Origin of the sequence: Neisseria sp. DTU_2020_1000833_1_SI_GRL_NUU_006 (assembly GCA_032388755.1) — a bacterium.
GTDB classification, from domain to species: Bacteria; Pseudomonadota; Gammaproteobacteria; order Burkholderiales; family Neisseriaceae; genus Neisseria; species Neisseria sicca_C.
Window position 1 is genome coordinate 32,515 of sequence record CP135593.1, and the last position, 23,580, is coordinate 56,094.

The 23,580-nt window shown below is 52.5% G+C and carries 25 protein-coding genes, 1 pseudogene and 1 riboswitch; of the genes and pseudogenes, 8 read left to right on the forward strand and 18 right to left on the reverse strand.

Annotated elements, in window-relative coordinates:
* The first annotated feature begins 33 nt into the window (after positions 1-33).
* Positions 34-741, forward strand: a complete 708-nt coding sequence (gene lpxH, locus RSJ68_00145; protein ID WNU97218.1) for a UDP-2,3-diacylglucosamine diphosphatase — start codon at positions 34-36, stop codon at positions 739-741.
* Positions 742-843: 102 nt separating this feature from the next.
* Here the strand turns inward: lpxH and dacB are convergent, their stop codons facing one another.
* Positions 844-2,253, reverse strand: a complete 1,410-nt coding sequence (dacB, locus tag RSJ68_00150) for a D-alanyl-D-alanine carboxypeptidase/D-alanyl-D-alanine-endopeptidase (GenBank protein WNU97219.1) — start codon at positions 2,251-2,253, stop codon at positions 844-846.
* Positions 2,254-2,737: 484 nt separating this feature from the next.
* On the opposite strand from dacB, the gene hisC reads away from it, so the two are divergent.
* Both hisC and hisB read left to right on the forward strand, forming a co-directional pair.
* The gene (hisC, locus tag RSJ68_00155) at positions 2,738-3,817 is read left to right on the forward strand and encodes a histidinol-phosphate transaminase (protein WNU97220.1); all 1,080 of its coding nucleotides are present in this window, start codon (positions 2,738-2,740) and stop codon (positions 3,815-3,817) included.
* Positions 3,818-3,846: 29 nt separating this feature from the next.
* Positions 3,847-4,818, forward strand: a complete 972-nt coding sequence (hisB, locus tag RSJ68_00160) for an imidazoleglycerol-phosphate dehydratase HisB (GenBank protein ID WNU97221.1) — start codon at positions 3,847-3,849, stop codon at positions 4,816-4,818.
* Between the two features lie 68 nt (positions 4,819-4,886).
* On the opposite strand, the gene RSJ68_00165 is transcribed toward hisB, so the two are convergent.
* From RSJ68_00165 to metK, 6 genes are all read right to left on the reverse strand, one after another.
* Complete coding sequence (locus RSJ68_00165) at positions 4,887-6,983, reverse strand: TonB-dependent receptor (protein WNU97222.1); 2,097 nt, start codon at positions 6,981-6,983, stop codon at positions 4,887-4,889.
* Positions 6,984-7,352: 369 nt separating this feature from the next.
* Positions 7,353-7,775, reverse strand: coding sequence for a hypothetical protein (locus tag RSJ68_00170; protein WNU97223.1), 423 nt, complete (start codon positions 7,773-7,775; stop codon positions 7,353-7,355).
* Position 7,776: 1 nt separating this feature from the next.
* Positions 7,777-8,580 (reverse strand): NUDIX domain-containing protein, encoded by an 804-nt coding sequence (locus RSJ68_00175; GenBank protein WNU97224.1) that lies wholly within the window; start codon positions 8,578-8,580, stop codon positions 7,777-7,779.
* A gap of 75 nt (positions 8,581-8,655) precedes the next feature.
* Positions 8,656-9,033 carry a holo-ACP synthase gene (gene acpS / locus RSJ68_00180; protein WNU97225.1) on the reverse strand — a complete coding sequence of 126 codons (378 nt, stop codon included), beginning with the start codon at positions 9,031-9,033 and terminating at the stop codon, positions 8,656-8,658.
* 51 nt (positions 9,034-9,084) lie between these two features.
* Entirely contained in the window at positions 9,085-9,813 is a 729-nt protein-coding gene (gene pdxJ, locus RSJ68_00185) for a pyridoxine 5'-phosphate synthase (GenBank protein WNU97226.1), read from the reverse strand.
* Between the two features lie 163 nt (positions 9,814-9,976).
* Complete coding sequence (gene metK, locus RSJ68_00190; protein ID WNU97227.1) at positions 9,977-11,146, reverse strand: methionine adenosyltransferase; 1,170 nt, start codon at positions 11,144-11,146, stop codon at positions 9,977-9,979.
* Between the two features lie 191 nt (positions 11,147-11,337).
* A riboswitch (SAM-I-IV-variant riboswitch) is annotated at positions 11,338-11,447 on the reverse strand.
* Between the two features lie 92 nt (positions 11,448-11,539).
* Between metK and RSJ68_00195 the strand changes: the two genes are divergently transcribed.
* On the forward strand, positions 11,540-12,589 hold the full coding sequence (locus tag RSJ68_00195; protein ID WNU98320.1) for an FAD:protein FMN transferase: 1,050 nt from the start codon (positions 11,540-11,542) through the stop codon (positions 12,587-12,589).
* A 38-nt stretch (positions 12,590-12,627) separates the two neighbouring features.
* Positions 12,628-12,849 carry a (Na+)-NQR maturation NqrM gene (nqrM, locus tag RSJ68_00200; GenBank protein WNU97228.1) on the forward strand — a complete coding sequence of 74 codons (222 nt, stop codon included), beginning with the start codon at positions 12,628-12,630 and terminating at the stop codon, positions 12,847-12,849.
* Between the two features lie 382 nt (positions 12,850-13,231).
* Here the strand turns inward: nqrM and RSJ68_00205 are convergent, their stop codons facing one another.
* Together RSJ68_00205 and RSJ68_00210 are read right to left on the reverse strand one after the other, a co-directional pair.
* Positions 13,232-13,579, reverse strand: coding sequence for a hypothetical protein (locus tag RSJ68_00205; protein WNU97229.1), 348 nt, complete (start codon positions 13,577-13,579; stop codon positions 13,232-13,234).
* Positions 13,580-13,585: 6 nt separating this feature from the next.
* Positions 13,586-13,777, reverse strand: coding sequence for a zinc-finger domain-containing protein (locus RSJ68_00210; GenBank protein ID WNU97230.1), 192 nt, complete (start codon positions 13,775-13,777; stop codon positions 13,586-13,588).
* Between the two features lie 268 nt (positions 13,778-14,045).
* Here RSJ68_00210 and RSJ68_00215 point away from each other — a divergent pair, with 268 nt between their 5' ends.
* Positions 14,046-14,540, forward strand: coding sequence for a DMP19 family protein (locus RSJ68_00215; GenBank protein WNU97231.1), 495 nt, complete (start codon positions 14,046-14,048; stop codon positions 14,538-14,540).
* Positions 14,541-14,622: 82 nt separating this feature from the next.
* Here the strand turns inward: RSJ68_00215 and recO are convergent, their stop codons facing one another.
* The 4 genes and pseudogenes from recO to dnaX form a co-directional block, all read right to left on the reverse strand.
* Positions 14,623-15,363, reverse strand: coding sequence for a DNA repair protein RecO (recO, locus tag RSJ68_00220; GenBank protein ID WNU97232.1), 741 nt, complete (start codon positions 15,361-15,363; stop codon positions 14,623-14,625).
* A 97-nt stretch (positions 15,364-15,460) separates the two neighbouring features.
* Positions 15,461-15,526, reverse strand: a pseudogene (locus RSJ68_00225) (transposase).
* A 128-nt stretch (positions 15,527-15,654) separates the two neighbouring features.
* The gene (locus tag RSJ68_00230) at positions 15,655-15,990 is read right to left on the reverse strand and encodes a YbaB/EbfC family nucleoid-associated protein (GenBank protein ID WNU97233.1); all 336 of its coding nucleotides are present in this window, start codon (positions 15,988-15,990) and stop codon (positions 15,655-15,657) included.
* 141 nt (positions 15,991-16,131) lie between these two features.
* Positions 16,132-18,312, reverse strand: coding sequence for a DNA polymerase III subunit gamma/tau (gene dnaX / locus RSJ68_00235; protein WNU97234.1), 2,181 nt, complete (start codon positions 18,310-18,312; stop codon positions 16,132-16,134).
* A 198-nt stretch (positions 18,313-18,510) separates the two neighbouring features.
* On the opposite strand from dnaX, the gene RSJ68_00240 reads away from it, so the two are divergent.
* On the forward strand, positions 18,511-19,224 hold the full coding sequence (locus RSJ68_00240) for an aldose epimerase (protein WNU97235.1): 714 nt from the start codon (positions 18,511-18,513) through the stop codon (positions 19,222-19,224).
* A 66-nt stretch (positions 19,225-19,290) separates the two neighbouring features.
* On the opposite strand, the gene mltB is transcribed toward RSJ68_00240, so the two are convergent.
* The 5 genes from mltB to rpsF all read right to left on the reverse strand — a co-directional run bounded on the left by mltB (position 19,291) and on the right by rpsF (position 21,862).
* The gene (gene mltB, locus RSJ68_00245; protein ID WNU97236.1) at positions 19,291-20,373 is read right to left on the reverse strand and encodes a lytic murein transglycosylase B; all 1,083 of its coding nucleotides are present in this window, start codon (positions 20,371-20,373) and stop codon (positions 19,291-19,293) included.
* Between the two features lie 112 nt (positions 20,374-20,485).
* Entirely contained in the window at positions 20,486-20,938 is a 453-nt protein-coding gene (gene rplI, locus RSJ68_00250; GenBank protein WNU97237.1) for a 50S ribosomal protein L9, read from the reverse strand.
* A gap of 16 nt (positions 20,939-20,954) precedes the next feature.
* The gene (gene rpsR / locus RSJ68_00255; GenBank protein WNU97238.1) at positions 20,955-21,185 is read right to left on the reverse strand and encodes a 30S ribosomal protein S18; all 231 of its coding nucleotides are present in this window, start codon (positions 21,183-21,185) and stop codon (positions 20,955-20,957) included.
* A gap of 6 nt (positions 21,186-21,191) precedes the next feature.
* Positions 21,192-21,494, reverse strand: a complete 303-nt coding sequence (priB, locus tag RSJ68_00260; GenBank protein ID WNU98321.1) for a primosomal replication protein N — start codon at positions 21,492-21,494, stop codon at positions 21,192-21,194.
* Complete coding sequence (gene rpsF, locus RSJ68_00265) at positions 21,491-21,862, reverse strand: 30S ribosomal protein S6 (GenBank protein ID WNU97239.1); 372 nt, start codon at positions 21,860-21,862, stop codon at positions 21,491-21,493. The genes priB and rpsF overlap by 4 nt, the downstream gene beginning before the upstream one ends.
* Before the next feature lie 212 nt (positions 21,863-22,074).
* On the opposite strand from rpsF, the gene serS reads away from it, so the two are divergent.
* Positions 22,075-23,370: a serine--tRNA ligase gene (gene serS / locus RSJ68_00270; GenBank protein WNU97240.1), complete on the forward strand. Its 1,296-nt coding sequence runs from the start codon at positions 22,075-22,077 to the stop codon at positions 23,368-23,370.
* Positions 23,371-23,580 lie beyond the last annotated feature (210 nt).

A 23,580-nucleotide genomic window follows, 5' to 3' on the forward strand; every position in this document is an offset into this window, starting at 1 on the left:
TAATGGCCTGAGATTTCATATATTGCAGCCGTTATGCCGACTTATTTTATTGCCGATTTACACCTGAGTGAAACCCGTCCTGAGTTGACCGAGCTGTTTTTGCGTTTCATGCGCGAAAAAGCACCGTCTGCGAGGGCGGTTTATATTTTGGGCGACCTGTTTGATTTTTGGATAGGGGACGACGAACATTCCGAATTGACGGATACTGTTTCCCGTGCCGTCCGTAACGTTGCAGAGGGCGGGGTGGAATGTTTTTTTGTTCACGGAAACCGTGATTTCCTGATAGGTGGGAAGTTCGCAAGGCAAGCGGGCATGGTACTGCTGCCGGAATATTCTGTCGTCGATTTATACGGTACGCCGGCTTTGATTTGCCACGGTGATACTTTGTGTACCGATGATGTGCGTTATCAGAAATTCAGGAAAACAGTTCATCAAAAATGGTTGCAACGGTTGTTTCTCATGTTGCCCCTCAAGCTGCGTTTAAATATTGCGCGTAAAATCCGCCATACCAGTAAGCACGACAAGCAATATAAGGCTGCTGAAATTATGGATGTCAATCCCAAGTTTACCTCTGATACCGTCCAAAATTACGGCGTCAGCTTGCTGATTCACGGACATACGCACCGCGAACATATCCACGAAGAGAACGCATATACGCGTATTGTGCTGGGAGATTGGCGTAGCGACTATGCTTCTATATTGGAAGTCGATGAGTACGGATACAGGTTTGTTGAGTTATAGATGGTTGATTTGCAAATGTTGAAAATATAAAAGGTCGTCTGAAAGTTTTCAGACGACCTTTTTAATGACGGAAAATCAAAGTCGGATTATTTCTGGCATGGTTTAAACTGCCATCCGCTCTTTGCAGGTCAGTTTTGCGTCTATCCAATCGTTTCCTCCGGGTAAGACTATTTGGGAAACCAACGCATCCAAGTCGTGAAGGTAGGCAGAGGCTTTGGGGCTGTTGATGATTACGACGACAATCATCGGCTTGTCGCCCAGCCAGTAGCCTGCCAGTGCCCGCACGTTTTTGAGCGTGCCGGTTTTCAGACGCAGGCGGCTGCCGGGTTGCTTCAGGCGTTTTTTCAATGTTCCGTCCTGTCCGGCAATCGGCAGCGTGTCGATAAATTCTTGTTTAAACGGGCTGAAATAGGCTTTTTCCAGCATTTGCCCCATCATGTGCGCGGTAACGCGCTCGCTTCTCGATAAGCCCGAACCGTTTTCCAAAACCAGGTTTTCCGTATCTACCCCTGCAGTCGCCAATTCCAGGGAAACCGCTTCCGCTGCTTTTCTGCGTGCGGTTTCGCTGTCGCCGTTGCCGCCAAGTTTTAAGAATACGGACCGTGCAATCAGGTTGTTGGAATGTTTGTTCATGTCGGTCAGTATGTCTGACAACGGTTTGGAGCGCGAAACTGCCAGCGTTTTTGCGTTACTCGGTGCAGGAGCGGTTTTGAGGTCGTCTGAAATCGTACCGCCAAGTGCGCGCCATTGATTAACAAAGCTTTTGTGTGCAAATTCTACGGAGGAGAGCATGTTGATATGCATTTCCCCGCCTAAACAACTCTCCGGAACCTTACCGCCGATATGTAGCTTTCCACCGGAATAGCCGGCACGCATATGATTTTGCAATGCGCCGCATTTCAAAGCGTTTGACAGTACGGTTTTGTTTTCAATAGGAATATCGGGTAGGGGAGGCGAGGTCTCGACGGTAATGCCGCCTGCACCATCTGACTGCGGCCTGAGCCAGACAACCTTGTAAGCCAGCATATTCGGATCGGGGGCGGTCATAAACGGTGAACCTGCGTCGGATTCGAAATCCGGAGGGTTGCCGACGGTACCCCAGAGATGGCGGTCAAGTACCAGGCTGCCTTTAATATGCCTGATGCCTTTGTTTTGCAGTTGTTGCAGGGCATCCTTCAGCCCGTCCTGGTCGAACACGGGATCGCCGCTGCCTACCCAATAAATATCGCCTTCCAGCGTATCGCCGTTGATTATGCCTTCACTTTTAAATTCCGTAGCCCAGCGGTAATCCTTGCCCAAAGCTTTGAATGCCGCAAATGCTGTTACCAACTTCATCGTTGATGCGGGATTGACCGCTTCTCCGACTCTGTGCGACTCAATAATTTTGCCGCTATCCAGTTCTTGAACGTAGACGGAGATTTCGTCCGGCGGGATTTTGCCGAGATTCAAGGCGTAGGCAGAGAACGGTATTAGGCACAAATACCATGCAGCCACCGTTTTTTTCCAATTCATAATTATTCAGACTTTTTGAAAAATACATTAGGCATTATTATAAAATAAAGCACCGTTGTAGTAAAAATAGGCATACTTTTAGTCGAAGCAATGAAATTCTGCCATTTGCAGTCAACCTAATCAAATACAAAAATCAATTCGAGATAGAAATGATTTTGCTTGAATTTAGATGTCAAAGACGATACGAAAATTCGAACAGCATTTGAAATCATAGTATCTTTAATATTTTAAATTTATATTCGGTAGTTTTGTAAAAAATGAAATTATAATGCAAGTATATATTTTAAAATACATATCGTATTTTAATGTAACGGTTGTCAGAATATTAAGTATATGAATATTTAAAAAATAAAGAAAATGAGAAAATATACCCGGATATATTTGATTTATTGATTTTTATCTGATAGTTTAAAAAAACTGTGTTATATTATGAAATAAACCATTTGTTTATTTCGGAATAATAAAGATAGTCTGGAAGAAGAGCATGAAAGATACAGCTAATTTCATCCGCGACGACATCAAAGCCATGTCCGCCTACCGAATTGCCGACTTGCCAGAAGGCTTCATCAAACTGGATGCAATGGAAAGCCCGTATCATCCGTTTGCCCGTTTTCCCGAGCTGTCAAACGAATGGCTGAGGCTGATTGCCCAAGCTCCGATTCATCTTTACCCCAATCCCGCCGCCAGCGGGATGCAGGAAACTTTAAGAAAAGCCTTCGATATTCCTGAATCTGCCGCCATCGCTTTAGGAAACGGCTCGGACGAGTTAATCCAATTCATGACCCTGCTCGTTGCCCAATCCGGCGCGACCATGCTGGCGGTAGAGCCGAGTTTCGTGATGTATCGGCATAATGCCGAGCTGTACGGCATGAATTATGTCGGCGTACCGCTCAATGAAGATTTCACGCTTGATTTGCCCGCCGTTTTATCCGCCATTGAAAAACATCAGCCCGCGTTGATTTTCATCGCCTATCCGAACAATCCGACAGGCGTATGTTTCCGCCGCGAAGAAGTCGAAGCCATTATCCGCGCGGCGCGCGGCATCGTGGTTGTCGATGAAGCATACGGCGCATTCAGCCGCGACAGTTTTCTGCCGCAGGCGGGCAGCGTTGAAAATCTGGTCGTGATGCGCACCATCAGCAAAATCGGTTTTGCCGGACTGCGCATCGGCTATGCGGCAGGAAGCCCCGCCGTAATGGACGAGCTGGCGAAAATCCTGCCGCCCTACAATATGAACCAATTAAGCTTGGCGACCGCCAAATTCGCCCTGCAACACCATGACGCGATTCAGACGACCATCGATATTTTGAAAGCCGAGCGCGAGCGCGTTTTCAACGAATTGTCCGCCATAGGTCGTCTGAAAGCCTTCCCCAGCGAAGCGAATTTCATTACCGTGCGCGTTCCCGATGCAGACGCATTGTTTAACACGCTTAAAGAAAACCGCATCCTGATTAAGAAACTCCACGGCACGCATCCGCTTTTGGCGCAGTGCGTCCGCATTACCATCGGCAGCCCCGGGCAAAACGATGCCGTACTGGACATTATCCGCAAGCTTTATGCCTGATTTTTTAAAATTTCACAGAGAGTAAACCTATGACCATCACTCAACTCCACCTTGCCAATTTCCTGCAGCTTGTCGAAGAAGCAGGCTCGCTGACCAAACTTGCCCGCAAATGCGGTTACGACAACGCGGCATCCCTGTCCCAACTGAAACGCCGCCTTGAAGAGCAGGCAGAAGACGAAAAAGCGCGCGGCATCCGCCCCAGCCTTGCCGCCAAACTCGAAGCCGGCATGCATAAACGCAAAGGCTGGTTAAACCGCGACCACAGCAAAGACAGAGAAAAAGCCGCAGCCGCCGAAGCCGCCCGCCAAGAGCGAGCCGCCCAAGCCGCCGCAGCCGCCGCACCGGCATTCCATATGCCCGCAGAAGGCCGCGCAGTCAGCATCACCCGCAACACCAGCGAAACCCAAATCAGCCTCAGCCTCAACCTCGACGGCACCGGACAATACCGCCTCGACACCGGCGTTCCCTTCCTTGAGCATATGCTTGCCCAAGTCGCCCGCCACGGCATGATCGACCTCGACATTACCTGCAAAGGCGATTTGCACATCGACGACCACCACACCGTCGAAGACATCGGTATCGTACTCGGTCAAGCGCTGAAACAAGCCTTGGGCAGCAAAGCCGGCATCCGCCGTTACGGCCATGCCTACGTTCCGCTCGACGAAGCCTTGAGCCGCGTTGTCATCGACCTCTCCGGCCGCCCCGGACTCGTGTACAACATCGACTTCACCCGCGCCCTCATCGGACGTTTTGACGTTGACCTGTTCGAAGAATTCTTCCACGGCGTCGTCAACCACAGCATGATGACCCTGCACATCGACAACCTCAGCGGCTACAACGCCCACCACCAAGCCGAAACCGTATTCAAAGCCTTCGGCCGCGCCCTGCGCATGGCGGCAGAATACGACCCGCGCATGGCAGGACAAACCCCGTCCACCAAAGGCACCTTGAGCGACGAATCCGTTGCCGTTGAACAAGAAGAAGCGCAAAGCGAAGCGTAATCCGCTTTAAAAAAGGTCGTCTGAAACCCAAAAATCAGGTTTCAAACGACCTTTTGCCAATGCTTTTATCAGAAGCGGTAATTCACGCCCAAGGCGAACTCGCGGCCGCGCTCGTAGAAGGGAGTGCGTCCGTTGCCGTCGGGGAAGCGTTGGCTGTGCGAACGGTATTGCTTGTTGCCGATGTTGTTGACGGCAAAGTTGACGTTCAGGTTGTCTTTTTTCAGCGGCTGCCAGTTGGCGTAGATGTCGTGTACACCGTAACCGGCTTTCTTGCCGTGTATCGTGCCTTGTCCGCGGGCGACGTCGGTGTATTTCACGCTTTGGGCGTAGCGTCCGCGCCAGCCGATTTCAAGTTTGGGGTTTTCAAACTGATAAGACAGGCCGGTCAGCCATTGGCGGCCGGTGTTCCAGAAGGTGAACGAGCTTTCGTGGTCTTCCGCTTGAATCGGGCTTTCGCCGTAGTACATTTCGCCGTTCAGACGCGGTTTGACGTAGGACACGCCGGCGCGCGCGGTCAGGCCGCCCCAGCGGTAGGATGCGTCAAGTTCGTAGCCGTAGGTTTTGAGCGTGCCGCCGTTGTAAATCTTGCCGCGCTCGGTGATGGAGGCGGTGTTGTTGTTGATTTTTGCCCAACGATAGACGATGAGGTCTTTGATGCGTTGATGGAACACGCTGCCGCTGACGTTGAAGTTGTCGTTGCGCCATTTGAAGCCGAGTTCGGCACGGCGGGCGGTTTCGGCTTTGAGGTTGCTGTCCAAATCGGCGGCGGCGCCTGCGCGTTCGTTAGCCAACAGGGCTTCGTTCAGGCGGGGCGCGCGGCTTGCCTGATTGAGGTTTGCCAAGAGGGAGAAGTTGTCGTTGATGTCCCAAATCGCGCCGATGCTGGGGTTGAGCTGGCCGTGCGACGCGCTTTGTTTGCTGGCGGCGTTGTATTTGAAATGGTCGTAACGCAGGCCGGTGGTCAGGGTAACGGGGTTCAAGTTCCAAATGCCTTCCGCGTACACGCCGTATTCGGCTTTTTTCTCTTTGTCGCGGTCATACAGGCCGAGAATTTTCAGCCATGCGCCTTTGTCGGACGGCTCGGAGGTTTCGTGGCGGTAGTTGACGCCGTATTTCACCATGTGTCCGTCGCCGAAAGAGCTGGCGAGGTTCAGGTTAGCGCCGGTTGCTTTGATTTTGCTTAACTCAAGCTGGCCGATGGGAACGCCGCCTTGAGCCGTGCCGGAGGCGTGGGCTTTCGGGGAAGGCGCGCCTTTAGGCGGCTTGGTGTCGTCGGTGTTAATTTGGAAGACGTTGGCGTCGATTTTGTCGAGGAAGCCGACGTTGCGGCCGCGGTATTCCAGATTGTAGGATTGCTCTTTTTGATAAGTGCCGTCCACGCCGACGTAGCTGTCAACGTTTTGGAACTCGGCTTTGTCGGTGCGGTTGCCTTTTTGGTATTCCTGACGGTAGGTCAGGCGGATGCCGTGGTCGTCGTTGAAGTCGTAGCCGATTTTGGCGAGGTAGCTGTGCTGTTTCAGACGACTGCCGCGGTTGACATTGCCGTTGCCGTCTTTGTAGTCGCGGTTGTTGAGGAAGTTGCCTGCAAACAGGGCATCGAAGCCGTTTTGATAGCCGTAAACCGCCGCGTTGCCGGTTGAACCTTTATTGCTGCTCAAGCCCGCGCCGAGTTTGAAACCGAAAGGTTTGCCGTCGGTCAGCAGGTCTTTCGCGTCAACCGTCGTTACGCGGATGGTGCCGCCGACCGCGCCCAAGCCCGCGCTCGCCGCGCCTGTGCCTTTTTCGACGTTGATGCTTTTCACCAAAGCGGGATCAAGCTGGAAGCGGCTTTGGTGGTGGAAGATTTTGGTGGATTGGCTGGTGCCGTCCACTTCCAAATTAATCTTGTCTTCGCCGACGCCGCGGATGCTGTAAAACTGCGCCACGCCGTTGCCGCCGCCGACATCCATGCCGATTTGGTCTTTCATGACTTGTTTCAAATCGGTCGAAGTTTCGCGGTCAAGCTGGTTGCGGGTGACGCGGGTCGGTACGGCAGTACCGGTAACGACGACTTCTTTCAGTTCAGCAGTCGCTTCGGGGCGGACGTTGTCTGCATGGGCAAAACCTGAAGACAGTGCCAGCACCATGATGCTGAAACGGAAGGCGGGGGAATGGGGGGATTTCATAATTCTTCCTCTAAACGGGTTGTTCATGGGTTACGTTGATTTGAGAGTACGTATTCTAATATTAATTGATAATGATTTGCAAGTAATTATATTTATTAAAAGAATATTAATTACAATTTCAGAGATTGGGACTTGCTTATGTGTTTTAGCCAAACTTGATGGCGGTCGGATTTTCGGAAGGGTAGGGAAAACCTGTGTTTTAGGAAGAGTGGGCTTGTTGTGATGCGGATATTTTGATGGAGGGCCGGCGCATAGAGAAAGGTCGCCTGAAAACGGTTTCAGACGACCTTTGGTGGAATGAGGGAAAGGACAGCAAGAGAAAATAAATCTTTCTCCAAAAAATTTTCTTGCAGGATACCCGTAGAAAGCCTATTGGGCGGTAAAGGTCGTCTGAAAAGTCTGTCCGCCTATGGTGATGTCGGCGATGTAGTCGCGTCTGCCTTCGACGCAGACGGGCAGGTGGATTTGGTGCGCTTGCCAAGTGTGCGGAGATTGTTGTTGGAGCATATAGCGGTTGAAGCCCATGTCCATGTCTTTCATGCTGAAACTGATGCTGACTTGTTGTGTTTCGGCAGGGGTGTTTCCGACGGTGATGTCGAAGGCGGAGCGGTGGCTGATGGGGGTGGAGCGGACGTGCGAGCCGTCGGGCAGGATGCAGCCTTTGATGAGGTCGCACTCGGCGGCGCGGGCTTGGGGCTGTTGTTTTTGCCACCAGTCCAGCAGCAGGAGTTTGGCGGCGGCGAAGAGGATGAGGAGGACGCCTGCGAGGAGGAGTTTGCGGTTTTTGTCCATTTCAGACGACCTCGGTGTCATTGTCGGTCAGGACGGCGTGTGCGCCTGCTGAGAGCCAGCGGTCGCGGTAGTTTGAAACCAGTGTTTCGGGCGCGGCGACAACCAGTGGAACGGATACGCTTTGTTCCAATATTTCAAGCACTTGTCGTGCGCTTGCTTCGTTGTTGACTTGCCAAACGACGACGTCGGCATCTTGTACGCGCTGCCATTGTTCACGGGTGTGTACCGACACCCAAACGCTTTGGGCTTGGGGCAGCTTGCCGAGTTTGCGCAGTTCGGTTTCTGAGATGAGGATGTTGGCGTGGTGCGGTTCAGCTAGGGAGTAGGGCGCGACGCGGTATTCGCCGGTGCTGTTTTGTCCGTACAAACCGGTTTTCAGACGACCTTGAAGTCGGCGTGGGACGGAAAGGGCGCGCAGCAGCGGACCGTTGGCGGGCAGCATGGGGGCGACGTTGAAATCGCCCGCTTTTTGCCACGACCATGCCTGTCCTTCGCGGGATTGGGGTTCGCCCGTCCATTGGTCGGGGTTTACCCATAGGAATTTCAGGCAGACGCGGGCGTGTTCGTAGGAATGGATTTTGGTCAGCCAAGGCGTAGCGGCGAGGATGCGGATGCCGAGTTCTTCTTCAAACTCGCGTTGCAGGGCTTGGAAGTCGGTTTCGCCCGCTTCAACTTTGCCGCCGGCAAATTCCCAATATCCGGCATAGGGCTTGCCTTCGGGGCGGGAACTGAGCAGGTAGTCGCCGTCTTGGTTGAGCAGGATGCCGGCAACGACGCGGATAAGGGGGCGGGTGTCTTGGGTCATGGGAATAGGGAGAAGGGTCGTCTGAAAATTCGGAAAGGTCGGATTTGCGAATCCTACCTGCCAATGGGTACTGTCTTATTTTTCGGCAACGACAAATGCCAACACGGTGTCTTCTTCGTCGCTCATGCTGAGGCTGACGCGGCTGATGCCTTGTTCTTCCAGCCATTTGGACAGGGCGGGGGCGTAGAAGAATTCGGGTTTGCCCAATGCGTCATGCCCGATGCCGATGTTGCGGAAGGAAACCGCGCCGCGTATGCCCGTGCCGACGGCTTTGGCGAAGGCTTCTTTGGCGGCGAAGCGTTTGGCAAGGTAGTTGACGGGTTTGCCTGCCTGCGGAAATTCGAGCAGTTCTTCGGGCGTAAGGATGCGCTCGGCAAACGCTTGTCCGAATTTTTTGCTCAGGCGGATGATGCGTTTGAGGGAAACGATGTCTGTGCCTATGCCGTAAATCATGCGGTGGTCTCCTTGTTGAGAGAAGGTCGTCTGAAAAGGTGGTGTCGCCTATCAAGGCAGCAGTCTTGCCCTGAACATGGTTTCCTTCATCTGGCGGACGGCTTCGGGCAGGCCGAGGAAGAGGGCTTGGGCGATCAGCGAATGCCCGATGTTCAGCTCGCGGATGGCGAGGATTTGGGCGACGGGGGTAACGTTGTGTATGGTCAGGCCGTGTCCGGCGTTGACGACCAAGCCCAAATCGCTGGCAAAATGCGCGCCGTTTTGCAGACGCTCGAATTGCTTGATTTGTTCGGCGTGGCTGTGTGCATCGGCGTATGCGCCGGTGTGCAGCTCGATAACGGGCGCGCCGACATCATGGGCGGCTTGGATTTGCTCGTTGTCGGCATCGATAAAGAGCGAAACGCGGATGCCAGCGTCGGTCAGGATTTTGGTGAACTCGGCGATTTTTTCTTGTTGCGCCAATACGTCCAAACCGCCTTCGGTCGTGATTTCCTGACGTTTTTCAGGCACGATGCACACGTCTTGCGGCATGACTTTGAGCGCGTTTTCCAGCATTTCTTCAGTCAGTGCCATTTCAAGGTTCAGGCGCGTGCGGATGGCGTTTTTGACGGCGAACACGTCCGCGTCTTTGATGTGGCGGCGGTCTTCGCGCAGGTGCATGGTAATCAAATCCGCACCGTGCGTTTCCGCGACCAATGCCGCTTCCACGGGGCTGGGATAGGTCGTACCGCGGGCGTTGCGGACGGTGGCGATGTGGTCGATGTTTACACCTAAGAGCATGATGTGTCCTTTCTTTGGATTTTCAGACGACCCGCTAATTGTAATCTTTCTGGTCGAAAAAGGCAGCATACCGACGCATGCTGCCTTGCTGATTGGGAAAAATTGCAGTTGCCATAAGGATGGAAAGTCGTCTGAAACTCCCTTTCAGACGACCTTTATAGCTTTATACGCCTGCGGCTGCTTTCAATGCGGCTGCTTTGTCGGTGCGCTCCCAAGTAAATTCAGGCTCTTCGCGGCCAAAATGGCCGTATGCGGCGGATTTGCTGTAAATCGGGCGCAAGAGGTCGAGCATTTGGACGATGCCTTTGGGGCGCAGGTCGAAATGTTCGCGAACTAAGGCAATCAGTTTGTCTTCGCTGATTTTGCCTGTGCCGAAAGTATCGATGGAAATCGAAGTCGGTTCGGCAACGCCGATGGCGTAGGAAACCTGAATCTGACATTGGGTCGCCAAGCCTGCGGCGACGATGTTTTTCGCAACATAACGGCAGGCGTAAGCGGCGGAACGGTCCACTTTGGACGGATCTTTGCCGGAGAATGCGCCGCCGCCGTGCGGAGCTGCGCCGCCGTAGGTATCGACGATGATTTTACGGCCGGTCAGACCGCAGTCGCCTTGCGGGCCGCCGATGACGAAGCGGCCGGTCGGGTTGATCAGGTATTTGGTTTCGGCAGTCAGCATTTCGGGCGGCAGAACGGGCTTGATAATCTGCTCGATCACGGCTTTGCTCAGTTCTTCATGGCTGATGGCAGGGTCGTGCTGGGTGGACAGGACGACGGTGTCGATGCGTTTTACTTTGCCGGTTTCGCTGTCGTAAACCACAGTCAGCTGTGCTTTTGCGTCGGGACGCAGCCACGGCAGGCGGCCGTCTTTGCGCAATTCGCTTTGACGCTGCATCAGGCGGTGGCTGTAATAGATGGCAAACGGCATCAGGGTCGGGGTTTCGTCGCAGGCGTAGCCGAACATCAGGCCTTGGTCGCCCGCACCTTGGTTCAGGTCTATGCCTTCGCCTTCGTTCACGCCTTGGGCGATGTCGGGGGATTGCTGATCGTAGTACACGCCGATTGCGCAGCCGTTGGCATCAAAGCCCAGCTCGGACGAGTTGTAGCCGATGCGTTTGATGGTTTCGCGTGCGACTTTGATGTAGTCCACATGGGCAGTGGTGGTGATTTCACCCGCCAACACGCACAAACCGGTGTTTACCAGAGTTTCCGCCGCGACGCGCGCTTTGGGGTCTTGCGCCAAAACCGCATCCAAAATCGCATCGGACACTTGGTCGGCTACTTTGTCCGGATGGCCTTCGGAAACCGATTCGGAAGTAAACAAATATTCGCTCATTTCAATATTTTCCTTCAAAAACAAGCCGTCTGCTTTCAGACGACCTGTTGTTTCATCATATATCCCACAACGGAAATCATAACAAAATTTCCACCTGCGCTCCATCCAAATGATAAATATTCCCACTTGGATAAAGCGGTTCGGAATCCTGCCCGTACAGAACATACAGGCAAAAAAATTCCCGCATCAAGCGGGGGGATTTGAATTGCCCTCTCGGACCACATCGGCTTTGCAGCCGTCCACCTTACCTTTCCGTCTGAAAAGCAGGTTGGCATGGAATTCCCAACTCTTAATGCAGCGCGGATGTTAGCAGAAAAGCCCTTCCCCCGCAAGCCGCGCGCCCTTGCGTTTTACGTTACAATACGTCGTCTGAAAACACCCGAACACTCTATCATGCACCTGCCCTCCGCCATTCCCGCCCTTGCCGCCGCCCTCGTCCTTACCCTGCCCTTGGGCGCGTGCGGCAAAAAAACATCCGAACAAACCGTGCTTCAGGGCGAAACGATGGGTACGACCTATACCGTCAAATACCTTTCAGACGACCTCCCCAACCCGCCCGCGCCCGAAGCCGTGAAAAGGCAGATTGACGGCGCGCTCGAAGAAGTCAACCGCCAAATGTCCACCTACCGCGAAGACTCCGAAATCAGCCGCTTCAACCAAATGCGCGAAACCCGCAAACCCATGCCCGTTTCCGCCGATTTCGCCGCCGTTACCGCCGAAGCCTTACGCCTCAACCGCCTCACACAAGGCGCGCTTGACGTAACCGTCGGCCCGCTCGTCAACCTTTGGGGCTTCGGACCGAACAAAGAAATCACCCGCGAACCCACCCAAGCCGAAATCGACCAAGCCGCCGCCCAAACCGGTACGGACAAAATCATCCTCACGCAAAACGGCAAACAAGCTACGCTCGCCAAAACCCGGCCCGAAGCCTATCTCGACCTTTCCTCCATCGCCAAAGGCTTCGGCGTGGACAAAGTGGCAGGCGAACTTGAAAAACTCGGCATCCAAAACTACCTTGTCGAAATCGGCGGCGAGTTGCACGGCAAAGGCCGCAACGCCCAAGGCGAACCTTGGCGCATCGGCATCGAACAGCCCAACATCGTCCAAGGCGGCAACACCCAAATCGTCGTCCCCCTCGACAACCGCTCCCTCGCCACCTCCGGCGACTACCGCATTTTCCACGTTGACCCGCAAGGCAGGCGGCTGTCCCACATCATCGACCCCAAAACCCGCCGCCCGCTGTCGCACCGCCTCGCCTCCATCAGCGTCGTCGCCGACAACGCCACCACAGCAGACGGCCTGTCCACCGGACTTTTCGTACTCGGCGAAACCGAAGCCCTCAAACTTGCCGAACAGCAAAACCTCGCCGTTTTCCTGATTATCCGCGACCAAAACGGCTACCATACCGAAATGTCCGGCGCGTTTAAAAAACTACTCCATTAATACCTGCACACCCATATCCATCCCACAGGAACACCATCATGAAAACCCTACTCCTCACCTTCGGCCTCTTCCTCCTCGTCATCCTCGGCATGGCGGTCGGCTATATTTTTTCCAAGCGCACCATCAAAGGCAGCTGCGGCGGCATCTCCTCGCTGGGCATGAAAAAAGTCTGCGACTGCGACACCCCGTGCGACACGCTGCAAAAGAAACTGGACGAACAGAAACAGAAAGAAAGCAAAGGCATTACCGTCGATCACTGACCTTGCCCGGATCAGTTTCAGCCTGGCTTTGAGCTTGGCAACACAAAAGGTCGTCTGAAAACCGCATATTGCAGTTTTCAGACAATCTTTGATTTGCAAGTGTGGCTGTTTTAAAAGGCAGATAACAATTTATCGAAGCTGCTCAAATTGCCTTTGTTCCCGCGCAGGCGGGAATCCAGCCTTCGGCTTTCTCAGAGGCACTTAAAGATTGCCGTAAGCCCGAACCTCCGGCTTTCCGTCGTAGCCCGTCTCCGCGCATGCAGAAATGACAGAACAGATACTTCCGATGTGGACTTACGATACTGAACTTGTCAAAAGGTCGTCTGAAAAACCATCGTGTAAGGTTTTTCAGACGACCTTTTAATAAGAACTTCAGGCAGGATTATTCGATGATTTCGGTGAAAACGACGGTTTTGCCGCCGCGGGTAAGCGTGGCGAAGCCGTCCTGAAGCTGCCATATTGTGCTTGCGTTGCGGTATTCCGTGGTTTTCGTCATCGAATGGGTTTGCGTCAGTTTTTCGACCGTACTTCCCTGACGCAGTTCGACCGTCATCGGGCTGTTGCTGTTGATGTAGATGGCGGAGATGCGGCTGCCGTCGGCGGCTTGGTAGCGGATGGCGTTGTTTTGCGCTTCGGCGACGACGGCGAGAGGGGCATCGGGGCGGACGGCTTTATACGAACCGCAGGCGGTACACAGTCCGAGCAACAGCAGGAGAGCGTATCTCTTCATAGCGTCTCAATAATGGTGGTGGGGAATGTGGCCTTCGAGATGGTAACGCATTCCGCAGTAGGGGCATTCGATGTCGCTGTCGGACTGAATCGGGAGGAAGACGCGCGGATGACCGTTCCAAGTTTCGTGGTTGGGGCCGGAGCAGTGCAGCGGCAGGTCTTTGGGGTAGATAATGACGGTTTCGGTGTTTGCGTTCATGATTTTTCCTTGGTAAGTCCGGCCTTATTGTACGATATAGTGGATTAACTTTAAACCAGTACGGCGTTGCCTCGCCTTGCCGTACTATCTGTACTGTCTGCGGCTTCGTCGCCTTGTCCTGATTTAAATTTAATCCACTATATATCGCCTGCTTGTGCAGCGTAAAAGGTCGTCTGAAAATAGGTTTTGGTTTGATAATGCTTTGGTTATAATGCGGTTTTTATGATGAATCAGCTTTAAATCGCTTTATTTTCAAACGGGCTTTAACATGACGACACTTTTCCGGAAGGATGATTTGAACCCTCAAGACGCCGCAGAATTTCTCTACACATTGAGCGCGGCGTATTTGGATTATACGGATGCCGCAGGCGATGAGGAAATGCGGTGTTTGAACGACGAGCAGCACACGCTGACGGCTTACTGCTATTTGGACAGCCAAGTGCAGGAGGGCGGTTTTGTACAACTGATTGCGGCGGGTTACGGCGAATATGTGTTCCATAACCCCGTTGCCGACAGCCTGCGCCGCTGGCGGATTAAACCGACACCTAAGATTTTGGATAAGGCAAAGGCTTTATACGAGCGGGACGGCGCAAAAATCGAGGAAATGGCGGACAGCGGGGCATCTTTGGACGAGATTCGTGCCGAGTTTCCCGATTTTGAGGAATTGGACGGCGAATATTACGAAATCGCGGACGACGATATGGCGGCGGCTGTGGCGTATGTGTTGGCAAATTGGGAGAAGTTTGCGGAGATCGCGGATTGATGTGCGCGGTATGCTTTTGATTTTCCGCATCAGTATGAAACTAAGAGAAAAAATCGAAATTTAAAAGGTCGTCTGAAAAGGATTAAATACCGAAACTGAATTGCTGGAGCTGTTGCAAAACCTGTCTGGATTTAATGCCTTCGGGCAGGAGGTTGTCAATCAGCAGGCGCGTGATTTTTAGCGACTGTCCGAGGCTTTCGGGGTGGGTGAAATCGCCTTCGCGCAGCTGGATCAAAATGTCGCCGCCGACTGCCACGCCATGGTTGCGCGGATTGAAGCGTTCAGCTTCTTCGATGGGGACGACCGCGTTTTCAGGCGTCAGCCAGTAGGTTTCTTCGGCGCGGATTGATTCGCCATTGCCATCATGGAACAAATCGGGCGCGAATCCCAAGCGGCTGAGTAAAGTCCATTCAAAGCGGCGCAGCGCGGCGGTATGGCTGCTTTCGCCGCATACCGCCCGCATGACTGCTTCCAGCGCGTCGTAAAGCTCGGGTATCGGGTCTTCGCGAGCCGTCAGTTTGAGCATCAGTTCGTTGATATACAGACCGCTGAACAAAGCCCTGCCTTGCGGTTGCGGCCAGCCGCCTATCCACTCTGCACGATGCAGCGTTTTCAACTCTTGCGAACCGTACCAAGAGGCGCTGACCGGTACAAACGGCATCAACACGCCGCGCAACTCGCTCTGCCGCTTGCGCGCACTTCTTGCCAGCAAAGCCACGCGCCCGTAACGGCGGCTGAACACCTCCACCCACAAACTGCTCTCGCGCCAAGGGGCGGAAGCAAGCAGGAAGACGGGTTCGTGGTTGATGCGCTGGTTGGTCATGGGCAGTTGGCGTTGCTGGGGAAGGGTGGAAAAGGGCGATTGATTGTATGGTGTATAGTGGATTAACTTTAAACCAGTACGGCGTTGCCTCGCCTTACCGTACTATCTGTACTGTCTGCGGCTTCGTCGCCTTGTCCTGATTTAAATTTAATCCACTATATTTTACCAAAGCGGGCAGGGGTCGTCTGAAAATATTGGACGGGTGTCTATTTGTCAAACAGATAATCCGAAGGTCGTCTGAAACTGCTTTTTGGCGTTTCAGACGACCTTTATTTGCTTTGCGGCGCGGGTTTAGCGGAAGAAGTCGCCCATGCCTGCGGGCAGGCCTTGGGTAAATGCGCCCATGGTTTTGTTGGTGGTTTCTTCGGCTTTTTCAGAAGCGGCGTTGATGGCGGCGAGCACCAAATCTTCGAGCATTTCTTTGTCGTCTGCGGCTTCTTGAATCAGGTCGGGGCTGATTTCGAGTTTGCGCACGACATGGGCGCAGGTCATGACGACCTTAACCAAGCCGTTGCCTGCTTCGCCTTCTACTTCGGTCTCGGCAAGTTTCGCTTGCGCTTTTTTCATGTTTTCCTGCATTTGCTGCGCCTGTTTCATCAGGCCGCCTAATCCGGCTTTTCCGAACATATTTAAAACTCCTGTGGTTGAATCGTTAAGGTTATGGGGTCATACCGTTTGGTGTGAAGGGTCGTCTGAAAGCGGGTTGACGGTTTTCAGACGACCTGAATGTTTATGTATCCGAAGGGAAACGGAAATTCCCGATTGCCGTTATTCCGCCTGCTCCGCCAGTTCCAAAGAATCGGGCTGCCATTGGGCTTCGAAAACTTTTAAAACCTGACGCGCGGTTTCGTCGGCTTCGAGCAAATCCTGTGCCTGCTGCCTGCCTTCGAGCTGGAGGCGTTGGCGGCGCATGGTCGGGGTTTCCCAACCGGCGTCGTCGCGCCACGGTTCGGTTTGCAATTTCAACGGCAGTCCGTAGGCTTCGGCAAGCGTGTTTTTGATTTTGTCGAGCCGCTCTTTGTTGGCAGTCGCGCGGGCTTCGTCGGTCAGCGACAGCATCATCAGATGGCTGCCTGCGTCGTAGTGCGTCCATGCGGCGTGTTGCGCCAGCATTTGCGCGGCGCCGAGCTTGCGGGCGAAGTGTCGGACGATTGCCGCCCAGTTTTCAGTAGAGAACTCGGGTAGTGGGGCGAACTGCGTGTCTTCTTCATCGTCGCCGTCTTCTTCGGCTTCCGATTCTGCTTCTGCCGTATCGGCAGGGACGGCATGTTCCCAATCCGGCGGCGGGGGCATTTCCGCGCTATCCGCTACGGGGTAGTCATGCTCGGGCGAACCGTAATCGTAGAAAGGCTCTGCGGAAGCTTCATGCGCAAACGATTCTGCATCCACGGCTTCTTCAATCGGGGTCGTCTGAATGGGGTTTTCAGACGACGTCTCAGGCAAGGAAATATCGGTTTCGTTGTTTACTGCCTCGTTATCGGAAACTTGATTTTCAGACGACGTTTCGGCTTGAGGGGTCGTCTGAAACGGCGTTTCTGCTTCGTTTGCGGACTGAGTGTTTGTCTCTGCTGCTTCAGAGGTCGTCTGAACGCTCGTATCCGCCTTTTGCGCAGGCGTTTCTGTTACGGTTTCTGCCTCGCTCGGCGCATCTTCCCAAGGTGGGACGTCGTTGTTTCCTTGAGTCGAAACCGGTTCGGCAACTTTGTTTTCAGACGACGTGACAGGCGCAGGGGTCGTCTGAACGGGTGGTTTGGCGGCTTCAGGCTGGGGAAGTTGCAAAGGCTTTTTTGCGGTATGGACACCCGTTTCGGCAGAATGCAGCTCGGTATTTTCAATATGTCCGCCAACGTCGTGCGCATCCGCTGCCAACGGCGCAAACGCAAGCATACGCAGCAGGGTCATGACGAAGCCGGCGTATTCGTCGGGCGCAAGGCTCAAATCCTGTTTGCCATGGATAGCACATTGATAATAAAGCTGGATTTGTTCGCCGCTGAGTGCCTGACTCAGTTGCAACAGGGTTTCGCGCTCAGGGTCGTCGTGTGCCAAAGCGGAAGGAACCGCCTGTATCAAGGCGAGGCGTTGCAACAGCATGGCAAGTTCGCTCAACGCGCTGTCAAAGCCGATGGCGCGCGCCGCCATTTCCTGCGCTTTCGCCAGCAGGGCTTCGCCGTCCTGGTTGACGATACCCGCCAGCAGTTCGTACAGATATTGCTTGTCCACCGCACCAATCATTTGGCGGACGTCTTGTTCGGCAACGCTGCCCGAACCCATGGCGATGGCTTGGTCGAGCAGGCTCAGGGCATCGCGCATCGAGCCTGCGGCGGCACGGCCTAAGAGTTGCAGGGCGGCAGGTTCGTAGGCGATGTTTTCGTTGTTTAAAACATGGGCAAGGTGGTCGGCAACCTGTTGCGAAGTCATGTTGCGCAAGACAAATTGCAGGCAGCGGCTCAAAACGGTAATGGGGACTTTGTGCGGATCGGTGGTCGCAAGGATGAATTTGACGTGTTCGGGCGGCTCTTCCAGCGTTTTCAGCATGGCGTTGAACGCGCTTTTGGAGAGCATATGCACTTCGTCGATGATATAGACTTTGTATTTGCCGGCGGTCGGCGCGTATTGGGCGTTTTCCAGTACTTCGCGGATGTTGTCGATGCCGGTGTTGGAGGCGGCGTCGATTTCCAGCAGGTCGACGTAGCGTCCGGTGTCGATTTGCGTACAGCTTTGGCACACGCCGCAAGGCTCGCCGTGTTGCGCGTTTTCACAGTTCAGGCTTTTCGCCAGAATACGGGCAATGGTGGTTTTCCCGACCCCGCGCGTACCGGTCAGCAGGTAGGCATGGTGCAGGCGGCCTTCGTCCAGCGCGTTGCGCAAGGCTTTGACGACGTGTTCCTGACCGACTAAGTCGGCAAAGGTTTTCGGACGCCATTTGCGGGCAAGAACTTGATAAGCCATAAGGTTTTCTCTGCTGGAAATAAATCGGAAGGTCGTCTGAAAAGTGGTTGAACGCCTTTCAGACGACCTTGGAAGATGACGGGTATTTTAGCATTTTTTTGATTTTTATTAAGGATTTTCTGTCTGCATATCGGGAAAGGCGCGTGTATAATCGTTAGAATATTACAAAATCTAAAATATCTTGAAGAACAAATCACTATGCCTGAAATCATCTTACGCAATCATTCCGCATCCATGCAGATAAACACCCTGGGCGCATATGTGGACAATTTGGTTTTACACGGTCGAGAAGTGTTATTTCCGAAAACCAGTGTCCAAGTCGGTGCTGATACAAAATTACGCGGCGGGATGCACGTCTGCCTGCCGCAGTTCGGACCGGACGGTAAAAACCATTTGGCGCAACACGGTTTCGGCAGAACCTCTACTTGGCAAATCCGTTATCAAAACGAATCGGATGTCGGCTTGAGATTGATCAGTACGGCAAAAGGCTACGAAAACGTCGAATGGCTGCTGGATTACAGCCTGCCAAACGAAAACGAAGCAGTCGCTACATTGACCGTCTGCAATTACGGCGACGCGCCCGTGCGCACTTCGCCCGGTTTCCATCCCTATTTCCCCGCCGTCGGCACCCAATTCGATTTCAACGGCGCGCCCTACGACGCCGACTATATCGCACACACGGAATTTGTCGCTTCACCGCCGGATACACATGTTGCGTTTGACGGACTGAAACTCGACATCCGAACGCAAAACCTGCCCGTTTACGCGCTTTGGAGCGACCGCAACGGACAATACACCTGCGCCGAGCCTACCGCCGAAGGCAACGCCTTTTTATCGCCTGCGCGCGGTGGGCAGTTTGTATCGGGACATGGCAAAAAGCGTTACGGCATGAAAATCCGTTTGATTGCTTGAGTTTGGAGTGGATTTGTTTCAGGCCCTCAAATAAAAAACCACCTTGGAGAAGGTGGTTTTTAAACATTACAAACCGTTGTTGTTGATTGCATTCGCAATGTCGCGCACGGCGGTAACATACATTCGGCTGTTGTTATACTGCCAAACCGTATAGAAATTATTCAGACCGAGATAATATTCAAATACGCCCGGACTGGTTTCCAAGCTGAACAAAACGGCTTTCTCATTGTCGGCAACCGCTTTTTGCGGAACCACACCCATTGCTTTGAAATCCGCAACGGTACGGTTCAATGCAGTTTTTTCATCAATGATGGCTTTTAAATCGGGCGTAATTGTCAGATTGACGGGAACAATCATTTTGCCGCCTGTTTTCCAACCGTGCTGCTTCATATAATTGGCAACAGAGGCGGCAACGTCGCCGATATTGTTCCAAATATCGCGGTGTCTGTCGCCATCATAATCGACCGCCCATTTGCGATAGCTCGAAGGCATGAATTGCGGCATCCCCATTGCGCCCGCATAGCTGCCTTTGAAATCAAAAACGTTCTCTTTTTCTTCTTTCGCTATCAGCAAAAGCTCAATCAGCTCGTTTTGGAAAAACTCGGCGCGGCGCGGATAATCAAAACCCAAGGTGCTCAAAGCATCGGCGACACGGAAGCTGCCTGTATTTTTACCGTAGTTGGTTTCAATGCCGATAATCGCCACAATCAGCTCGGCAGGTACGCCGTATTTGCGTGCCACATCATCGATAACGGCACGGTTGGCAGCGTAAAACTGTTTGCCGCCGTTAAATTTCGTCGCGCCGGAGTTGCCCGTGCGGAATTCATACCAAGGGCGGGAAGTTGACGGGCGGTACATGATATTGATGATATTGCCCTTGTAAACCACGCCATTGAAGAAGTTTTGCAACTCAGCTTCCGTAAACTGCTTTTTCGCCACCTCGTAACGGATAAACTGGCGGACATTGGTATTGGCATTAAAGCCGCTGCTGGCAACCGATTCCGCAGCAGAATCAAAAGCAGGACGCTGGTTTTTGCTTTGATTAATCGGTTCAACCGTTTTAGCGGACTCAACGTTTGTTTTGGTTGTACTACAAGCGGAAAGCAGCAACGCGGTTGATATTCGGATGAAAGGGATAAGTTTTTTCATATCTGAATTTATAGTCACTAAGGAAGCAGTCTTAATTATGCAAAAAGGTCGTCTGAAAGACGGCAGGAATATACATTCCATTCCCTTTCAGACGACCTTTTAAGACTGTCTATTACTCGGCAGCCGCAACAACAGCAACGGTAATCGCAGCAACAGCGTCAGTGTGCAGAGCCACTTCAACTTCGTACTCGCCTACGGCTTTCAGAGGACCGTTAGGCAGGCGGACGTTGGATTTTGCAGCTTCAACGCCTGAAGCAACAATCGCGGCAGCGATGTCGGCATTGGTAACGGAACCGAACAGACGACCGTCCACACCTGCTTTTTGAGCGATAGTGATGGTTTGACCGTCCAGTTTTTCTTGACGTGCTTTAGCATCGGCCAAGATTTCGGCTTGTTTGGCTTCCAATTCGGCACGGCGTGCTTCGAATTCTTTCATGTTGGCTTCAGTAGCGCGTTTGGCTTTGCCGGCAGGAATCAGGAAGTTACGGGCATAACCGTTTTTCACGGTAACGATGTCGCCCAGGTTGCCCAAACCGCCGATTTTCTCTAACAGAATAATTTGCATGATTTAAACTCCAAAATTATTTGTGTTGATCGGTGTAAGGCAACAGAGCCAGGAAGCGTGCGCGTTTGACTGCAGTAGCCAATTGGCGTTGGTAATGCGCTTTGGTGCCGGTGATGCGGGCAGGGATGATTTTGCCGTTTTCAGAAATGAAGTCTTTCAGCAAATCAACTTGTTTGTAATCGACTTCTTGGATTTTTTCAGCCGTAAAGCGGCAGAATTTTCTACGTTTGAATGATTGACGAGCCATTGTCGTTTAACCTTTATATTCTTTAATGTTCTGTATGCGGAGTATCGGCCTTGGGAAGCGTTTGCTTCGCTGTGCGAGAAAGCCTTCTGCTTCAACCATCGTATCTTGCCGATACTGCCATTCTTCAGCCTGCTTACCTAAAATACGCGCGGGAATTTCAAAACTGACCAGGCATTTTTGCCCGTTTTCTTCCTGCCAAGATTCATGCTTTAACATAATATCCAAAACAGGGATTCCTGCCGGCGTGTATCTCAAGGATTCAACCTTGTAAATCAAGGCGGTAAGCTTTGTAAGATTATCCAATCTTATTCGGCTGCTGCAACTTCTTCAGCCGCACCGTTCAGCAAGTTTTTTGCTTTTTCGCCGCCCAGCATAGGAGAGGCTTCGGTTACAGCATGTTTTGTTTTGATGGTCAGATGGCGCAGTACGGCATCGTTAAAGCGGAAAGCGGTTTCCAGCTCTTCAACTACTTCAGGAGTAGTTTCGATGTTCATCAAAACATAGTGTGCTTTGTGGATTTTGTTAATCGGGTAAGCCAGTTGACGGCGGCCCCAGTCTTCCAAGCGGTGGATTTTGCCGCTGGCTTCGGCAATCATGGTTTTGTAACGTTCAACCATAGCAGGCACTTGCTCGCTTTGATCAGGATGAACGATAAACACGATCTCATAATGACGCATGTTATCTCCTTATGGATGATTAAATACAGCCTTTTGCCATGCGAAAGCAAAAGGCAAGGTTTGACAAAACGATGGATTCTATCCCATTCTTGCTTTTTCTGCAATGGATGATATGTAAGAAAGGGGTTTTTGAATAAAAGTGTTGTCATGAAAAGATTGGCGATTTGGTTTACAATAATGCCATTTCTGAATTCTATCGAGAGAATAATAAAATGTTAGACATCCAACAGCTCCGCAGCCACACCGCAGCCGTCGCCGAACGTTTAGCACAGCGCGGTTACGAGTTTGATACCGCACGTTTCAATGCCCTGGAAGAGCAGCGCAAAGCCGTCCAAGTGAAAACCGAAGAGCTGCAAGCCTCGCGCAACAGCATTTCCAAACAAATCGGCGCATTGAAAGGACAGGGCAAACACGAAGAGGCGCAGGCAGCCATGGATCAAGTCGCCCAAATCAAAACCGATTTGGAGCAAGCCGCTGCCGATTTGGATGCCGTTCAGAAAGAATTGGACGCATGGTTGTTGAGCATTCCCAACCTGCCGCACGAAAGCGTGCCTGTTGGTAAAGACGAAACCGAAAACGTCGAAGTCCGCAAAGTCGGCACCCCGCGCGAATTTGACTTTGAAATCAAAGACCATGTCGATTTGGGCGAACCTTTGGGCTTGGATTTCGAAGGCGGCGCGAAACTGTCCGGCGCACGCTTTACCGTCATGAAAGGTCAAATCGCCCGCCTGCACCGCGCACTGGCGCAATTCATGCTCGATACGCACACGCTGAAACACGGCTACACCGAGCATTACACGCCCTACATCGTGGACGACACTACCCTGCAAGGCACTGGCCAACTGCCTAAATTTGCAGAAGATTTGTTTCATGTTACCCGCGGCGGTGACGAGAGCAAAAAAACACAATATCTGATTCCGACCGCCGAAGTGACGCTGACCAACACCGTTGCCGACAGCATCGTGGCAGGCAGCGACTTGCCGCTGAAGCTGACCGCCCATTCCCCATGTTTCCGCTCCGAAGCGGGTGCATACGGTAAAGACGTGCGTGGTCTGATTCGCCAACACCAATTCGATAAAGTAGAAATGGTGCAAATCGTTCATCCCGAAAAATCATACGAAGCGCTGGAAGAAATGGTCGGTCATGCCGAAAACATCCTGAAGGCCTTGGAACTGCCCTACCGCGTGATTACCTTGTGTACCGGCGATATGGGCTTCGGCGCAACCAAAACCTATGACTTGGAAGTCTGGGTTCCCGCGCAAAATACTTACCGCGAAATCTCAAGCTGCTCCAACTGCGAAGATTTCCAAGCCCGCCGCATGAAGGCGCGTTTCAAAGACGAAAACGGCAAAAACCGCTTGGTGCATACTTTGAACGGCTCCGGCTTGGCAGTAGGCCGTACTTTGGTCGCTGTTTTGGAAAACCATCAAAACGCCGACGGCAGCATCAATATTCCTACCGCTTTGCAGCCTTATATGGGCGGAGTAGAAAAGATAGAGGTTAAGTAATTTAACTTGATGATATGAGACTTGAAGAGGGTATTCTGAGCAATCTTAGGGTGCCTTTTTTTATCCGTTTTTCATTAAGTTTTGTTTATTGATTTTTTGATTATTTATGGAGGTGGGTGTAAGAAGGGATAAAAAGTCTCTTAATTTGTAGAGGGGAAAATACAAATATAAGGAAACCCCGCAGAGGCGGGGTTTTGAATTAAAACTAAA

What these genes read in the sequence shown, in the direction of transcription:
- lpxH (WNU97218.1), top strand. Translation starts at nt 34, where the DNA reads ATGCCGACTTATTTTATTGCCGATTTACACCTGAGTGAAACCCGTCCT.
- dacB (WNU97219.1), bottom strand. Translation starts at nt 2,253, where the DNA reads ATGAATTGGAAAAAAACGGTGGCTGCATGGTATTTGTGCCTAATACCG.
- hisC (WNU97220.1), top strand. Translation starts at nt 2,738, where the DNA reads ATGAAAGATACAGCTAATTTCATCCGCGACGACATCAAAGCCATGTCC.
- hisB (WNU97221.1), top strand. Translation starts at nt 3,847, where the DNA reads ATGACCATCACTCAACTCCACCTTGCCAATTTCCTGCAGCTTGTCGAA.
- RSJ68_00165 (WNU97222.1), bottom strand. Translation starts at nt 6,983, where the DNA reads ATGAAATCCCCCCATTCCCCCGCCTTCCGTTTCAGCATCATGGTGCTG.
- RSJ68_00170 (WNU97223.1), bottom strand. Translation starts at nt 7,775, where the DNA reads ATGGACAAAAACCGCAAACTCCTCCTCGCAGGCGTCCTCCTCATCCTC.
- RSJ68_00175 (WNU97224.1), bottom strand. Translation starts at nt 8,580, where the DNA reads ATGACCCAAGACACCCGCCCCCTTATCCGCGTCGTTGCCGGCATCCTG.
- acpS (WNU97225.1), bottom strand. Translation starts at nt 9,033, where the DNA reads ATGATTTACGGCATAGGCACAGACATCGTTTCCCTCAAACGCATCATC.
- pdxJ (WNU97226.1), bottom strand. Translation starts at nt 9,813, where the DNA reads ATGCTCTTAGGTGTAAACATCGACCACATCGCCACCGTCCGCAACGCC.
- metK (WNU97227.1), bottom strand. Translation starts at nt 11,146, where the DNA reads ATGAGCGAATATTTGTTTACTTCCGAATCGGTTTCCGAAGGCCATCCG.
- RSJ68_00195 (WNU98320.1), top strand. Translation starts at nt 11,540, where the DNA reads ATGCACCTGCCCTCCGCCATTCCCGCCCTTGCCGCCGCCCTCGTCCTT.
- nqrM (WNU97228.1), top strand. Translation starts at nt 12,628, where the DNA reads ATGAAAACCCTACTCCTCACCTTCGGCCTCTTCCTCCTCGTCATCCTC.
- RSJ68_00205 (WNU97229.1), bottom strand. Translation starts at nt 13,579, where the DNA reads ATGAAGAGATACGCTCTCCTGCTGTTGCTCGGACTGTGTACCGCCTGC.
- RSJ68_00210 (WNU97230.1), bottom strand. Translation starts at nt 13,777, where the DNA reads ATGAACGCAAACACCGAAACCGTCATTATCTACCCCAAAGACCTGCCG.
- RSJ68_00215 (WNU97231.1), top strand. Translation starts at nt 14,046, where the DNA reads ATGACGACACTTTTCCGGAAGGATGATTTGAACCCTCAAGACGCCGCA.
- recO (WNU97232.1), bottom strand. Translation starts at nt 15,363, where the DNA reads ATGACCAACCAGCGCATCAACCACGAACCCGTCTTCCTGCTTGCTTCC.
- RSJ68_00230 (WNU97233.1), bottom strand. Translation starts at nt 15,990, where the DNA reads ATGTTCGGAAAAGCCGGATTAGGCGGCCTGATGAAACAGGCGCAGCAA.
- dnaX (WNU97234.1), bottom strand. Translation starts at nt 18,312, where the DNA reads ATGGCTTATCAAGTTCTTGCCCGCAAATGGCGTCCGAAAACCTTTGCC.
- RSJ68_00240 (WNU97235.1), top strand. Translation starts at nt 18,511, where the DNA reads ATGCCTGAAATCATCTTACGCAATCATTCCGCATCCATGCAGATAAAC.
- mltB (WNU97236.1), bottom strand. Translation starts at nt 20,373, where the DNA reads ATGAAAAAACTTATCCCTTTCATCCGAATATCAACCGCGTTGCTGCTT.
- rplI (WNU97237.1), bottom strand. Translation starts at nt 20,938, where the DNA reads ATGCAAATTATTCTGTTAGAGAAAATCGGCGGTTTGGGCAACCTGGGC.
- rpsR (WNU97238.1), bottom strand. Translation starts at nt 21,185, where the DNA reads ATGGCTCGTCAATCATTCAAACGTAGAAAATTCTGCCGCTTTACGGCT.
- rpsF (WNU97239.1), bottom strand. Translation starts at nt 21,862, where the DNA reads ATGCGTCATTATGAGATCGTGTTTATCGTTCATCCTGATCAAAGCGAG.
- serS (WNU97240.1), top strand. Translation starts at nt 22,075, where the DNA reads ATGTTAGACATCCAACAGCTCCGCAGCCACACCGCAGCCGTCGCCGAA.